This window comes from Microbacterium sp. zg.B48 (assembly GCF_024623505.1).
Taxonomy (GTDB): domain Bacteria; phylum Actinomycetota; class Actinomycetes; order Actinomycetales; family Microbacteriaceae; genus Microbacterium.
This window is the reverse complement of the sequence record NZ_JANJFE010000003.1, coordinates 323,812-337,808: the sequence shown is the minus strand read 5'-3', so window position 1 is coordinate 337,808 and position 13,997 is coordinate 323,812. Positions and strand designations below refer to the sequence as shown.

At 69.8% G+C, this 13,997-nt stretch carries 16 protein-coding genes; 10 read left to right on the top strand and 6 right to left on the bottom strand.

What is annotated here, in order from left to right:
* Nucleotides 1-55 precede the first annotated feature (55 nt).
* Entirely contained in the window at nt 56-754 is a 699-nt protein-coding gene (locus NQ152_RS03530) for a winged helix-turn-helix domain-containing protein (RefSeq protein WP_257503421.1), read from the bottom strand.
* Nucleotides 755-883: 129 nt separating this feature from the next.
* Between NQ152_RS03530 and NQ152_RS03525 the strand changes: the two genes are divergently transcribed.
* From NQ152_RS03525 to NQ152_RS03515, 3 genes are all read left to right on the top strand, one after another.
* Nucleotides 884-1,192, top strand: coding sequence for a hypothetical protein (locus NQ152_RS03525; RefSeq protein WP_306815555.1), 309 nt, complete (start codon nt 884-886; stop codon nt 1,190-1,192).
* 136 nt (nt 1,193-1,328) lie between these two features.
* Complete coding sequence (locus tag NQ152_RS03520; protein ID WP_257523023.1) at nt 1,329-1,943, top strand: FABP family protein; 615 nt, start codon at nt 1,329-1,331, stop codon at nt 1,941-1,943.
* Nucleotides 1,943-3,040: a folate-binding protein YgfZ gene (locus NQ152_RS03515; protein WP_257523022.1), complete on the top strand. Its 1,098-nt coding sequence runs from the start codon at nt 1,943-1,945 to the stop codon at nt 3,038-3,040. The genes NQ152_RS03520 and NQ152_RS03515 overlap by 1 nt, the downstream gene beginning before the upstream one ends.
* Before the next feature lie 24 nt (nt 3,041-3,064).
* Here the strand turns inward: NQ152_RS03515 and NQ152_RS03510 are convergent, their stop codons facing one another.
* Nucleotides 3,065-3,889: a class I SAM-dependent methyltransferase gene (locus NQ152_RS03510; RefSeq protein WP_257523021.1), complete on the bottom strand. Its 825-nt coding sequence runs from the start codon at nt 3,887-3,889 to the stop codon at nt 3,065-3,067.
* A gap of 71 nt (nt 3,890-3,960) precedes the next feature.
* Between NQ152_RS03510 and NQ152_RS03505 the strand changes: the two genes are divergently transcribed.
* Entirely contained in the window at nt 3,961-4,710 is a 750-nt protein-coding gene (locus NQ152_RS03505; RefSeq protein WP_257523020.1) for a phosphoglyceromutase, read from the top strand.
* A 67-nt stretch (nt 4,711-4,777) separates the two neighbouring features.
* On the opposite strand, the gene phoU is transcribed toward NQ152_RS03505, so the two are convergent.
* Entirely contained in the window at nt 4,778-5,458 is a 681-nt protein-coding gene (gene phoU, locus NQ152_RS03500; RefSeq protein WP_257523019.1) for a phosphate signaling complex protein PhoU, read from the bottom strand.
* Nucleotides 5,459-5,633: 175 nt separating this feature from the next.
* On the opposite strand from phoU, the gene NQ152_RS03495 reads away from it, so the two are divergent.
* The gene (locus NQ152_RS03495; RefSeq protein WP_257523018.1) at nt 5,634-6,848 is read left to right on the top strand and encodes a cell wall metabolism sensor histidine kinase WalK; all 1,215 of its coding nucleotides are present in this window, start codon (nt 5,634-5,636) and stop codon (nt 6,846-6,848) included.
* Complete coding sequence (locus tag NQ152_RS03490; protein WP_257503414.1) at nt 6,845-7,528, top strand: response regulator transcription factor; 684 nt, start codon at nt 6,845-6,847, stop codon at nt 7,526-7,528. Before NQ152_RS03495 ends, NQ152_RS03490 begins: the two co-directional genes overlap by 4 nt.
* Before the next feature lie 48 nt (nt 7,529-7,576).
* On the opposite strand, the gene NQ152_RS03485 is transcribed toward NQ152_RS03490, so the two are convergent.
* Nucleotides 7,577-8,050, bottom strand: a complete 474-nt coding sequence (locus NQ152_RS03485; protein WP_257503413.1) for a DNA modification methylase — start codon at nt 8,048-8,050, stop codon at nt 7,577-7,579.
* Nucleotides 8,051-8,196: 146 nt separating this feature from the next.
* Here NQ152_RS03485 and NQ152_RS03480 point away from each other — a divergent pair, with 146 nt between their 5' ends.
* Together NQ152_RS03480 and ispD are read left to right on the top strand one after the other, a co-directional pair.
* Entirely contained in the window at nt 8,197-8,679 is a 483-nt protein-coding gene (locus tag NQ152_RS03480; protein WP_257503412.1) for a CarD family transcriptional regulator, read from the top strand.
* A gap of 139 nt (nt 8,680-8,818) precedes the next feature.
* Complete coding sequence (ispD, locus tag NQ152_RS03475) at nt 8,819-10,024, top strand: 2-C-methyl-D-erythritol 4-phosphate cytidylyltransferase (RefSeq protein ID WP_257523017.1); 1,206 nt, start codon at nt 8,819-8,821, stop codon at nt 10,022-10,024.
* 19 nt (nt 10,025-10,043) lie between these two features.
* Here ispD and NQ152_RS03470 read toward each other — a convergent pair whose 3' ends face one another.
* Together NQ152_RS03470 and NQ152_RS03465 are read right to left on the bottom strand one after the other, a co-directional pair.
* Nucleotides 10,044-10,505 (bottom strand): GNAT family N-acetyltransferase, encoded by a 462-nt coding sequence (locus tag NQ152_RS03470; RefSeq protein ID WP_374113548.1) that lies wholly within the window; start codon nt 10,503-10,505, stop codon nt 10,044-10,046.
* A 2-nt stretch (nt 10,506-10,507) separates the two neighbouring features.
* Nucleotides 10,508-11,434, bottom strand: coding sequence for a DMT family transporter (locus NQ152_RS03465; protein WP_257523016.1), 927 nt, complete (start codon nt 11,432-11,434; stop codon nt 10,508-10,510).
* A gap of 102 nt (nt 11,435-11,536) precedes the next feature.
* Between NQ152_RS03465 and cysS the strand changes: the two genes are divergently transcribed.
* Complete coding sequence (gene cysS / locus NQ152_RS03460; protein WP_257523015.1) at nt 11,537-12,997, top strand: cysteine--tRNA ligase; 1,461 nt, start codon at nt 11,537-11,539, stop codon at nt 12,995-12,997.
* Nucleotides 12,998-13,000: 3 nt separating this feature from the next.
* Nucleotides 13,001-13,993, top strand: a complete 993-nt coding sequence (gene rlmB / locus NQ152_RS03455; protein ID WP_257503408.1) for a 23S rRNA (guanosine(2251)-2'-O)-methyltransferase RlmB — start codon at nt 13,001-13,003, stop codon at nt 13,991-13,993.
* Nucleotides 13,994-13,997 lie beyond the last annotated feature (4 nt).

The window sequence follows — 13,997 nt, the reverse complement described above, 5'->3', positions numbered from 1 at the left end:
ATCATTGCAGGGTGAGGTGACGAGTGTGTGAACGTGTTCCCTCTCGGGCGCCGAGCTATGCGCCGGTGTGCTCGCGCGGTGCCGGGATCTGATCGTCCTCGTACACGTTGAAGCGGTATCCGACGTTGCGCACTGTGCCGATCAGCTGCTCGAGATCTCCGAGCTTGGCCCGCAGTCGTCGGACGTGCACGTCGACGGTGCGGGTGCCGCCGAAGTAGTCGTAGCCCCACACTTCGCTCAGCAGCTGTTCGCGGGTGAACACGCGCGAGGGGTGGGTCGCGAAGAAGTGCAGGAGCTGGAACTCCTTGTAGGTCAGATCCAGCGGCTTGCCGTGGACCTTCGCGGAGTACGAGGACTCGTCGATGGAGATGCCGGAGGTCTGGATGCGGGTGGAGACCTGATCCTTGGTCATCCGCCCCATCGCCAGACGCACCCGCGCATCCACTTCGGCGGGGCCGGCGGTCACGAGGATGACGTCATCCACACCCCAGTCGGTGGAGACGGCGGTCAGGCCGCCCTCGGTGACGACCAGCAGCAGCGGCGCATCCAGACCGGTGGTGTTCAGGATCTTGCACAGCGATTTCGCGCCCACCAGATCCACCCGCGCGTCGACGAAGATGATGTCGGCCGCAGGTGCGTTGACCAGCTGGGCCGGCTCGGCCGGAATCTGCCGCACGCGGTGGCTCAACAGCTCGAGCGAGGGCAGGACGGGGCCGCCGCTGTGGGCGGAGCTCAGAACGAGAAGCTGTGCCAAGAAAGCCGTCCTCCCGGCGCACGGGACGCGCCGTTTCCTCAGTTTAGGGGCGTCGGATGCCGTCGCCCCCGCATCCGGTTGAGCGGGTGTCCGGCGAGAGCCTGTCAACGCCGTGCTGTGAGCACCGAGATGAGCGACAATGAAGAGGTGACCACTCCGGAACTGGCTCCCCGTCGCACCTTCGGCGGCGTGATCGCCGTGTGGGTGATCGCCGCTCTCGTGGGCATCGCCATCGGCGTGTTCGTCGCCGAGGAGTGGCGGGCGGCGTGGCTGACCGTCGGCCTGGGCGGATGCCTGGTGGTGGCGTTCGCCATTCAACTCTGGTTCGGCCGCTCCCAGGGTTTCACCGAGCGGGTGGCCGCCAGCGTCCTCGGAGCACTGCTGGTCATGGGCGTCCTCAGCCTCGGGTTCGGTCTGGCCTCCATCGTTCCCGGCTAGACTCATCGCATGGATCTCGTCGCGCTCGAACTCTTCTTCGTCGGGCTTCTCGCCCTCGCGTCGCTTGCGATCGTCTTCGTCTCCGGCGTCGTGATCAAGAACCTCTATCGCGGCCAGCGCTGACGGCGGCTGCGTCGTGTTGGATCTGCCCACTGATCTGCCCGCCGACCTCGCGCCGCTGTCGTGGCTCATCGGGGTGTGGGAGGGGACCGGCGTGATCGACTACGAGGCCGCCGACCACCGATTCGCGGGCGAGTTCGCCCATCGGGTCAGCTTCAGCCACGACGGGGGAGCGTACCTGAACTACTCGGCCAGCGCCTGGCTTCTGGATGACTCCGGCGGGGCCGAGCCGGTACGCACGCCGCTGGTGTCGGAGATGGGCTACTGGCGCCTCTCCCGCGCGGCGACGGATGCCGATGCCGGACCCGGTCTGCTGCCGGCCCTCTCGGAGCCGGTCGTGCGCACGGCCGACGACGTGGAACGGCTGCGCAATGCCGACGGCGGCTTCGACATCGAAGTCTCCCTCGTCCACGCGGACGGCATCAGCGAGTTGTACCTCGGACAGATCCGCGGCCCCCGCATCGACATCGCCACCGACGCGGTCATCCGTACCGCCGCGGCCAAGCCGTACACGGCGGCCGCGCGCATGTACGGACTGGTCGAGGGCCATCTGCTGTGGGCGTGGGACATCGCGGCCCTGGGCACTGAGCTGTCCTCGCACGCGTCGGCGCGACTGGCGCGGGTCGGCTGATGCCCGGGCCCTTCGCACGCGTCCCCGGTGCCGTCACAGATGACTCCGGGCTCCGCCACCTCGGAAACCCGCTCGGCGAGCAGCGCGCCCTCGCTTCCGGCGCCGCCCTCGCCCCACTGGGCGACCGCGCCGTGCTGGCCGTCCCCGGTGAAGACCGGCTGTCCTGGCTGGATTCGCTCACTTCGCAGGCGCTGACCCGGCTGCCCGCCGGTGCGAGCACCGAGCTTCTCGTGCTGGACCCGCAGGGACACATCGAGCACGCGGCATCCGTTCTGGACGACGGGGAGACGACGTGGCTCATCGTCGATGCCGCTGATGCGGAGGGTCTGCTCGCCTGGCTCCGCAAGATGCGCTTCCGGCTGCGCGTGGACCCGCGGGACGCGAGCGAGGAGTTCGCGGTGATCGGCGGCACCCGGGCTGCCCTCACGGCAGTCGCCCCCGCCGCGCCCAACGGCATGCCTCTGGTCTGGAGCGACCCCTGGCCGGAGGTCACCGCGGGCGGTCATGCCTACGCGACCGTCGAACCGCACGCCGCCGCCGGGCGGGATTGGTCCGAGGCGATCGTCCCGCGCGTCGAGGAGGAGCGCATCGCACTCGCTGCGTCTGCCGGCGAACTGAACCTCGCAGGGCTGGCTGCCGTCGAGGCCCTGCGCATCGCCGCCTGGCGTCCCCGGTGGGCGAATGAGGTGGACGAGCGCGCGCTTCCGCACGAATTGGACTGGCTGCGCACCGCGGTGCACCTGGAGAAGGGCTGCTATCGGGGCCAGGAGACGGTCGCGAAAGTGCACAACCTCGGCCACCCACCCCGGCGGATCGTGGGGCTGCAGCTGGACGGCAGCGACTCTCTGCTGCCGGTCCGCGGAGACGAGCTCTTCATCGGCGAGAACGCCGTCGGTGTGATCACCTCTGCGGCCCTGCATTTCGAGGACGGGCCGATCGCGCTGGCCGTCGTACGTCGCAACACCCCGGTCGACGCGGAGTTCGTCGTGCGGACCGCCGACGGAGCCGTCGTGGCCGCTCAGGAGGTCATCGTCCCGCCCGAAGCCGGGGCCACCGCCAACGTCCCGCGTCTGCCGCGGCTCGGCCGCCGCCGCTGACGACGCTCCGGCCGGCCGCATCGGTCATCCCGGTGCGACGGCGCTCCAGGGCACGGTGAGCTCGCCCAGGCGCCACCGGGACCTGTCGCGCACCGGCCAGCCGCCGTTGCGCAAGGCCCCCAGCGCCGCTTCCCAACGCTGAACGGGGCCGAACGCGGCCACGCTCGCAGCCCGATCCCACTCGTCATCGAGCGCCCTGAGCAGATCGTGGACTCGTTCGCCGGGCACATTGCGATGGATGAGCGCCTTCGGGAGCCGCTCGGCCGCGATGGAGGGCCGTTCCAGTCCGGCGAGCCGCAGCGCGACCGTGAGGGTACGCGGTGCGGCATCCGGTCCGATCGCGATCCAGGTGCAGACGCGCCCCAGTTCGTCGCAGGTGCCTTCGACCAGCAGCCCGTCCGTCGCCAGCGTTGCCGCCATCCGCTGCCAGGCACCCCGCACGTCCGGCTCGTCGTACTGGCGGAGCACGTTCATCGCCCGGATCACGGCCGGCCGGCGGTGCTCCGGCGTCGGCACCTCGAACCCGCCCAGCGCGAAGGAGACGCGGGTGTCTGCGGCGAAACCGGTCGTTCCGGCGCGCACCTGCGAAAGCTGGGAACGGGCGCGCGCAACGCGCTGCGGGTCGATCTCCAGCCCCAGAACCTCGACGTCGGGCCGCACGCGGGCCAGGCGGGCAGCCAGCTCCAGTGCGGTCACCGCGCTCGCGCCGAAGCCGAGATCCACCACGAGCGGGTCGGCCGCGCGCCGCAGCGCGGGATGCCGGGCGATCCACCGATCCACGCGCCGCAGCCGGTTCGTTCCGGTGGTGCCCCGGGTGACCTGGCCGACGGGGGAGCGTCCGGGGGTCATCAGCCCATGATGCCAGGCGGCGCCGTGCGTTCCGGCCGGTCGAGTGGCGGGCCGCTCGGTATCATGGGGCAATGACCGCGCCCTACACGCTGATCCTCCTCCGCCACGGCCAGAGCGAATGGAACAAGCTCAACCTGTTCACCGGGTGGGTCGATGTCCGCCTCTCCGAGCAGGGCAAAGCCGAAGCCGTCCGCGGTGGCGAACTGCTGGCCGAGGCCGGGCTGCTGCCGGACGTGCTGCACACCTCGGTGCTGAGCCGCGCGATCCAGACCGCCGACCTCGCGCTGGACGCCGCGGATCGCCTCTGGATACCGGTCAAGCGCAGCTGGCGCCTCAACGAGCGCCACTACGGCGCGCTGCAGGGGAAGGACAAGGCGCAGACGCTCGAGGAGTTCGGATCCGAGCAGTTCATGCTGTGGCGCCGTTCCTTCGACGTCCCGCCTCCGCCGCTGGACGACGCCTCCGAGTTCAGCCAGGTCGCCGATCCCCGCTATGTGGGCATCGACGGCGAGGTGCCCCGCACCGAATCGCTCAAGCTCGTCATCGACCGCTTCCTGCCCTATTGGGAGAGCGACATCGCCCCGGACCTCCGCTCCGGCCGGACGGTGCTGGTCACCGCGCACGGCAACTCGCTGCGCGGGCTGGTGAAGCACCTGGACAACATCAGCGATTCCGATATCGCGGAGCTGAACATCCCGACCGGCATCCCGCTGGTGTACCGGCTGGACGAGGACCTCCAGCCCGTCGAACCGGGCGCTTACCTGGACCCGCAGGCGGCTGCCGCCGGCGCCGCGGCCGTCGCCGCGCAGGGCAAGCACTGACCGGGCGGACACCCGCAGATGAGCGGATGCCGCACCCGCGGCATCCGCTCAGTGGGTTGCGGCCGCGCTACCTCGCCGTTGTGACGATGTCGATCGCGTCGGTCTCCATCGTCCAGTCACCGGTCGAGAGGTAGACCACCTTCTTCGCGACCGAGACGGCATGGTCGGCGAAGCGCTCGTGGTACCGGCTGGCCAGGGTCGCATCGACGGTCGCGGACGCCTCGCCCTGCCAGCTGTCGCTGAGGACCTTCTCGAAGACGTGGACGTGCAGATCGTCGAGCTTGTCGTCGTCGTTGCGGATCTCTTCCGCCAGCGCCTGGTCCTCGGTGCGAAGCAGCTCGGTGAGCTTGCGCGCGACATTCACATCCAGCTGGCCCATCTTGATGAACGTGGACTTGAGGCCCTTGGGGATGGCGCGCTCCGGGAAGCGCATCCGGGTCAGCTGGGCGATGTGCTCGGCGATGTCGCCCATGCGCTCCAGCGACGCGCTGATGCGCAGGGCGCTCACGACGATGCGCAGATCACGGGCGACAGGCTGCTGGCGGGCCAGGATCTCGATCGCCAGTTCGTCCAGCGCGATCGCCTTCTCGTCGATGATCGCATCCGCCTCGATGACCTCTTCGGCCAGGGCGACATCGCTCGAGCTGAACGCCCGGGTGGCCTTGTCGATGGCGATCGCGACGAGCTCGGCGATCTCGACCAGACGTCCCTGGACGTCCTCGAGCGACTGATGGAAGACTTCGCGCATTGCAGCACCTTTCGTGTTCCGCAGCGGGCACGTGCCTTGCGACCTGACGATTGTCGCCGGAGAAGGTTAACGAACGGTGCCGCGAGAGTGAATAGTAGCCGGATCGCATCCGAGCCGCCCGAAAGCGAACGGAAGCGAACGGAAGCACCGCGTCCACGCCCCGTACGCTGGATGCATGGACACGACGCAGCTTGTGCTGCTCGCCCTGCTGGTGGGGGCGATCATCGGGGGCTCCATCGCCGCGGTCATCGTCCTGTCGCTGCGCGCGCGCGACCGGGCGCGGGCGGAAACCTCCACGCTCATTCCGGACGGGGTCCGCGAGGTTCTGCGGGGAATGGATGACGCAGCGGTGGTCGTGGACAGCTCCTCGACGGTCGTGGCGGCCTCTTCCGCTGCCGGTCCGTTCCACCTCGCCGAGGGCGAGGTGGTGCGCTCCGACAAGCTGCGCGCGGTGGCCCGCCGCGTGCGGGACGGGGATTCCGCGACGACCGTCACCCTGCGACTGCAGCGCGGCGCACCGCCGGCCGAGCCGCGCCTGGTGTTGGTGCGGGCGACGCGGATCTCGCCGCGACTGAGCCTGCTGGTGATGCGTGATATCACCGAGCGCGAGCGTGTGGAGCAGATGCGCCGAGACTTCGTCGCCAACACCAGTCACGAGCTGAAGACCCCGGTGGGCGCGGTCAGCCTGCTCGCCGAGGCGATCGAATCCGCCGCCGACGATCCCGACCAGGTGCGCAATTTCGCGGCGCGGCTGACGGCGGAGGCGTCCCGTCTGGCGTCGCTGACCGCACGCATCATGAACCTCTCGCGCCTGCAGGCAGCGGATGAGCTCACCGACGACCGCGACGTGGCCGTCGACGAGATCGTCGCGGCGGCCGTGGAAGCGCACGCGTTGCAGGCAGGCTCTGCCGGCGTGGCGGTCGTGCGCGGCGGACAACGCGGTCTCTGGGTGCGGGGCGATGCGCAGATCCTGATCGAGGCGGTCGGCAACCTGCTGGCCAACGCGATCCACTACTCGCCGCCGGGCTCCGAAGTCGGCGTGGGAGTCAAGGCCGCCGATCGCGTCGTGGAGATCGCCGTCGCCGACCGGGGGATCGGGATCCCCGAGCCAGACCAGGAGCGGATCTTCGAACGGTTCTACCGAGCCGACCAGGCACGTTCCCGCCGCACCGGCGGCACCGGACTGGGACTGGCGATCGTCAAGCACGCCGTGCAGCGCCACGGGGGCGAGGTGCGGCTGTGGTCACGGCCGGGACGGGGGTCCACCTTCACCATCCGCCTCCCGCAGATCAATCCGCCCGCCGACCAGGTGCCGCCCCCGCGGCGGGGCAAGAAGAAGCGACCCGTCGCGGCGCCGGCAGTCACCCCCACGAATGGAGCATCCGCATGACTCGCGTTCTGATCGTCGAGGACGAGCCCGATCTGGCCGATCCGCTCGCCTATCTGCTGCGGCGAGAGGGGTACGACGTCGAGATCGCCGAAGACGGCCCGTCGGCCTTGGTCGCGTTCCGCGAACGCGGCGCGGACATCGTGCTGCTGGATCTCATGCTGCCCGGAATGTCCGGGACCGAGGTGTGCCGCCAGATTCGCGCGACCTCACGCGTGCCGATCATCATGGTGACGGCGAAGGACTCCGAGGTGGACATCGTGGTGGGATTGGAGCTCGGTGCGGACGACTATGTCACCAAGCCCTACTCCGCCCGCGAGCTGCTCGCGCGCATGCGTGCGGTGCTTCGCCGACTGGCGCAGACCGAGACGGACCTGGAGGAGCACGTCCTCGACGGTGGACGTGTGGTGCTGGACATCGATCGGCACACCGTCGCGGTGGACGGGCGCGAGATCAACATGCCGCTCAAGGAATTCGAGCTGCTGGAGGTACTCATGCGCAATGCCGGGCGGGTGCTGACGCGCGGCCAGCTCATCGACCGGGTGTGGGGCACCGACTACTTCGGCGACACCAAGACCTTGGACGTGCACATCAAACGGATACGCTCACGCATCGAAGAGCATCCCAGCGAGCCGGCGATGCTGATGACGGTGCGCGGACTGGGCTACCGCTTCGAGAACTGACCGTGAGCGCCGGATCGATTCGACGTGCCCGCGACGGGTGACTCCGGATCAGGGCGCCAGGCCGGCGAGGTAGTCGAGCGAGTCATCGAGCACCGGCACGGTGAACAGGATGCCGTCGGCGTCGCCGGACTGGAAGTACATCGGCAGGTCCGAACCCGGCTTGGTGTCGATGCCCTCGAGCAGCAGCGGCTCGGTCTCTTCGGTTCCCAGGCTCACTGTCGTGTTCGCCGGAACGCGGATGGACTCGGTGGACTTGGCCGAGCCTTCACCGAACTCGATCCGCAGCGTCTGCGAGTCGGAGGTGGCGTTGACGATCGCCGCGACGAGATTGCCGTCGTTGCCTTCCTCGTCGGCCACGATCAGGACGTTGCGCACCTCGAGGGGTCCCGAGTCCGGGATGTTCACGCCATCCGACGGCGAATACTGCAGCGTGGTGGCCTGCACGGAGATCATCGAGCAGCCGCTGGTACCGAGGACCACGAGGGCGCCTAGGGCGAGCGACGCGATAAGGCGCGATTTCACAGATCCTCCTGGGACGGCTGACGGCATCTCTAGCATTCTAGGGGGTGGCCGCGACGACCGTTGGGGGTGCACCGGTGGGGCGGGCGGCGAACCTTACCCTATGTTGGCCTGTGGTATCCTAGAGGTTGCCGAAAGGACATAACTACATGCTTTTTGAGGTTGGCGAAACGGTCGTCTACCCCCACCATGGGGCCGCGACGATCATCGAAGTCAAGGACCGGGTCATCAGGGGCGAGACCAAGAAATACCTGAAGCTCAACGTCACCCAGGGCGATCTCATCATCGAGGTCCCCGCAGAGAATGTCGACCTCGTCGGCGTGCGTGACGTCATCGGCAAAGAGGGTCTGGACCGGGTGTTCGAAGTGCTCCGTGCACCGTTCACCGAAGAGCCGACCAACTGGTCCCGCCGGTACAAGGCGAACCTCGAAAAGCTCGCGTCCGGCGATGTCATCAAGGTCAGCGAAGTCGTCCGCGACCTGTGGCGCCGCGATCAGGACCGTGGGCTGTCCGCCGGCGAGAAGCGCATGCTCGCCAAGGCGAAGCAGATCCTCATCTCCGAACTCGCGCTCGCCGAGAAGACCGACGAGGAGAAGGCCGGCGCCATCCTCGACGAGGTCCTCGCGTCTTAGTCGTCACGGAGCAATGCGCGCAGCGCGTCGGTGCGTGACGCATCTCGATACGCGCTGCGCGCTTCACGATGACCGGTCTGGCAGGCGGCGGGCGACAGCTGGACTCCGCGTGAGCGCACGTGACCGGTAGCGTGAGGGCGTGAGCATCACGCCCGTTCCCCGCGTCGCTGTCATCGTCGTTGCGGCAGGCTCCGGCACGCGTCTCGGTGCCGCAGTCCCCAAAGCCTTCGTCGGGATCGACGAGCACACCATGCTCCGGCATGCGCTGGCCCGCGTGTTCGCCGCGCCTGCGGCGCAGGTCGTGGTCGTCGCGCCTGCCGGCCGCGAGGGCGACGCGCTCACCGAGGCGATCGCGGCCGCCGGCGATCGCCGGGACCTCGTCTCCGTCGCCACCGGCGGCGCCACCCGGCAGGCCTCTGTCGCCGCCGGGCTGGAAGCCCTCTGGGGCGATGTCGAGATCGTGCTCGTTCACGACGCTGCACGCGCCCTTGCGCCGCCTGCCCTCTTCGAACGGGTCATCGCCGCCATCGAGACCGGCTCCGCCGGGGCCATCCCCGTGCTGCCGGTCATCGACACGATCAAACGCGTCGAGAACGAACGGATCGTGGCCGCGGTCGACCGCTCCGAGCTGTCTGCTGCGCAGACGCCGCAGGGCTTCCGCCGCGGCATCCTGGACGCTGCGTACCGCACCGCGACGCAGGAGCACACCGACGACGCGGCCCTGGTGGCAGCGGCAGGGCACTCCGTCGCGGTGGTCGAGGGGGATCCGCTCGCGTTCAAGATCACCACGCCGGCGGATCTGGAGCGCGCCCGCCCGCTCGTGGCGCGGCATCCGCTGGGCCGTTCCGACGCCCGGCTGGAGAACTCACCGCCCCCGCCCCGTGTGGGCATCGGCACCGACGTCCACGGATTCGGCGGTGAGGGCGCGCTGTGGCTGGCCGGACTGGAGTGGCCGGGGGAGCAGGTGCTGTCCGGGCACTCCGACGGCGATGCGGTCGCCCACGCCATCGTGGATGCGCTGCTGTCCGCGGCAGGGCTGGGCGACATCGGAACGCATTTCGGCACGGACCACCCGGAGTACGCCGGCGCGCACGCGGGGGTGTTCCTCTCCCGGACGGTGGCGCTGCTGGGCGAGGCAGGCTACCGGGTGGGCAACGTGGCGGTGCAGGTGCAGGCCAATCGGCCGCGCTTCGCGGCGCGCCGCGTCGAGGCGGAGGCGGTGCTGTCGGCGGCGCTCGACGGCGCCCCGGTCTCGGTGTCGGCCACCACCACCGACGGACTCGGCTTTCCCGGCCGCGGTGAGGGCGTCGCCGCGTTCGCGATGGCGCTGGTCGTGCCGGCCTGACCCGGCCGGGCGCGGCCCGTCAGAGGGCGCGCGTCATGAACACCGAGAACGGGTCATCGGCATACCCGTCGAACGGATCGCAGCGGACGAACCCCTCGCTCTCGTAGAGGCGCTGCGCGGGAACGAAGTCGTCGGGACTGCCCGTCTCCAGCCACAGGCTCCGCATGCCCCGTCCGCGCGCAACGGCGACGATGTGACGCAGGATCGCGCGTCCCACACCGCCGCCGCGGAACCGGTCGTGCACGCGCATCGACTTCACCTCGCCGCGTTCGGCGTCGATGGACTTGAGAGCGCCGATGCCGGCCAGGTCATCGCCGATCCACGCCGACCAGAACGTGATGGACGGATGCCGCAGGCCGTCGATGTCGAGCGCGTGCACGCTCTCGGGCGGGGAGGTCGCGTACATGCCGGCCAGATGCGCCGCGATCAACTGCCGGGTGTCCGCCCCGGAGAGATCGTCGGGTCGAATCTCGATGCCCACGCTCAGCCCTCCACCGCGAACGGGACGGGGTCCCGTGGGGCGCGCGATCCCCACGCCAGCAGCGCCAGTCCGACGGCCAGGACGATCAGGCCGGCGATGGCCAGGACGGAGAGCCGTTCGCCCAGGACGGTGATCCCCAGCACGCTCGCCGTCAGCGGCTCGCCGAGGGTGAGCGTCGCCGCCGTGGCGGCCGTCAGCCCGCCCAGGCCCCAAGTGAACAGCACGTACGCGATCGAGATCGTCGCGATCCCCAGCCACAGCGCCATCACCAGGCCCGGTGTCGTCGCCAGCCACCGGAGGTCCACGAAGGGCAGCACCAGCGCCGAGAGCACCGCGGAGCCGGCCCCCATCGACCCGACCACGGTGAACGGGTCCCAGCCCTGGTCGAGCAGCCCCCGCTGCACGTTGGCGATGACCGCGAAGGTCGCACCCGCCCCCACACTGCCGATGAGTCCGAGCGGATCCGTGCCCGTGGTGGTGCCGGCCTCGCCGCCGAATCCGAGGAGCACGACCCCGACGGTGGCCAGAGCGGTCGCCATGATCCAGGTGCCGCCGGGGACCCGTCGGGTCAGCGCCCACTCGAGCAGACCGGCCAGGATCGGCGCGGACCCCAGCGCGACGACCGTCCCCACCGCGACACCGTTGCGTTCCGTGCCCAAGAAGAACAGCGGCTGATACAGGGCGAGGCAGAAGCCGGTCAGACCCATCAGCGCCAGCGGCCGGACGCCGAATCGGGGCGGACGGGCCGGTGAGTGGCGTGCATGACGGCGGGCCAGCACGAACGCGATGGCCGCGAGGCCCGTGCCGCCGATGACCAGACGCACCGCGCCGACCGACAACGGCGTCGTATTCTCGGGGCCGAGCGCCATCGAGGTGCCCGTCGTGCCGAACAACAGGGCCGCGGCGAGGACGGCGAAGACGTGAAGCACAGTGTCATTGATACTCCATACCCGCGGGCCGCCCGGACGCTGGCAGGACGGACCCTGGATCGCGGCCAGGTTGGGTCGGAGTTGCGCCGGTAGGCTGGTGCAGTGACACCCGGTACACCGCCCGTGCGGATCTATGACACGAAAGCCCAGACGCTGCGCGCTTTCGCGCCTCTGGACCCGTCGAACGTGACGGTGTACGTGTGCGGACCCACGGTGCAGTCCGGGCCGCACATCGGTCACCTTCGCGGCGCCTTGAGCTTCGACCTGCTGCGGCGGTGGCTGGCCCACCGGTTCGGGCGGGTCACGTTCGTCCGCAACGTCACCGACATCGACGACAAGGTGCTCGCCAACGCGACCGACGCCGAGCCCTGGTGGGCGCTGGCGTACCGCATGGAGCAGGAGTTCACCCGCGCGTACACGGCGATCGGCATCCTGCCGCCGACCTACGAACCACGGGCGACCGCATCCATCCCGCAGATGCAGGAGCTCATCGCCCGCCTCATCGAGCGCGGCAACGCGTATGCCGCCACGGACTCGGCGACCGGTGCGGGTGACGTCTATTTCGACGTGCGGTCCTGGCCCGAGTACGGCAGCCTCACCCGCCAGTCACTGGACGCCATGGAAGCCGCCCAGGACGCGGATCCCCGCGGCAAGCGGGATCCGCACGACTTCGCGCTGTGGAAGGGCGCGAAGGCCGGTGAGCCCTCCAGCGCAACGTGGGATTCGCCGTGGGGACCGGGCCGCCCGGGCTGGCACATCGAATGCTCGGCGATGTCGCGGCGCTACCTGGGCCCGGAGTTCGACATTCACGGCGGCGGCCTGGACCTGCGCTTCCCGCACCACGAGAACGAACTGGCGCAGTCCACCGCGGCCGGGGATCCGTTCGCGCGCTACTGGGTGCACAACGGGCTCGTGACCGTCGGCGACCAGAAGATGTCCAAGTCACTGGAGAACTTCCTGCTCGCAGCGGACGTCCTCAGCGCGCGCGATCCGCTGGTGGTCCGCTACGCGCTGGCCTCCGCCCACTACCGCTCGAACCTCGACATCACGGCCTCGTCGTTCGACGAGGCCGAGGCCGCGCTGGAGCGGATCCGCGCCTTCATGGAGCGCGCGGTCCGCACGTTGCGCGATGAGTCCGACGATCTGCGCATCGAGGTGACCGTCCCGGCGCGGTTCGCTGCGGCGATGGACGACGATCTGGGTGTCCCGCAGGCGCTCGCGGTGATCCACGAGACGGTCCGCCTGGGCAACACGGCGCTGGATGACGGTGACCTCGCCGCAACCCGCGGAGCTTTCGCCGACATCGCGGTCATGACCGGCATCCTGGGGATCGACCCGCTCGATCCGGCCTGGAACACCGGGTCCGGCGGCGCCGAGGCGTCCGCGCTGGACGCGCTCGTACGCACTCTCATCACCCAGCGCGCCGCTGCGCGCGCTGCCAAGGACTGGGCGGCGGCCGATCGCATCCGCGACGCGGTCGCAGCCGCGGGCATCGCGCTCGAAGACGGTGCCGACGGCACCCATTGGAATCTGCTCGGGACACAGCCCGGGACGAAGGAGTAGGACATGGCCGGTAAGCCGGGGCGCCCGGGCGCCAGCAAGGGCAAGAAGGGCCCCACCAAGGGCACAGGCGGCAAGAACAAGCGATCGCTGGAAGGACGCGGACCGACCCCGAAGGCGGAGGACCGGGCGTGGCACCCCGCGGGCAAGCGCAAAGCCGCGGCCGAGCGCTATTCCGCTGCCGGCGGCTCCGGCAAGCCGGGGCAGAAGGCGAGCGCCTCGCGGCAGTCGCGCGCGAAGAAGGACGATGACACCGAGGTCGTGACCGGGCGCAACTCCGTTCTGGAAGCACTCCGTGCCAAGATCCCCGCGACCGCCTTCTACATCGCTCAGCGGGTGGAGATGGACGACCGCGTCAAGGAGATGCTGTCGATCGCCACGCATCGCGAGATCCCGGTGATGGAGGTCACGCGGCCCGAACTGGACCGCATGGCCGGCTTCGACGGCGTCCACCAGGGCGTCGCGCTGAAGGTGCCGCCGTACGAGTACGCGCACCCGCAGGATCTTCTGGAGCAGGTCATCGACCGCGGCCAGACGCCCCTGTTCGTCGCTCTGGACGGGGTGACCGACCCGCGCAACCTGGGCGCGATCATCCGCTCCACGGGAGCGTTCGGCGGCCACGGCGTGATCCTGCCGCAGCGACGGTCGGCGAGCGTGAACAGCGCCGCTTGGAAGACCAGTGCGGGCGCCGCAGCACGCATCCCGGTGGCGATCGCACCGAATCTCACGGCCACCCTGAAGGAATTCAAGAAGCAGGGCGTCTTCGTCCTCGGACTCGATGGCGGGGGAGACGTGTCACTGCCTGACCTCGCACTCGCCGACCGCCCGGTCGTCATCGTCGTCGGCTCGGAGGGCAAGGGGCTGTCTCGCCTGGTCAGCGAGAACTGCGACCAGATCGTGTCCATCCCCATCGACACGGCGACCGAGTCGCTGAACGCGGGGATCGCGGCATCCGTCGCCCTGTACCAGGTCTCCACGCTGCGCGCGCAGGGCAAATGATTGC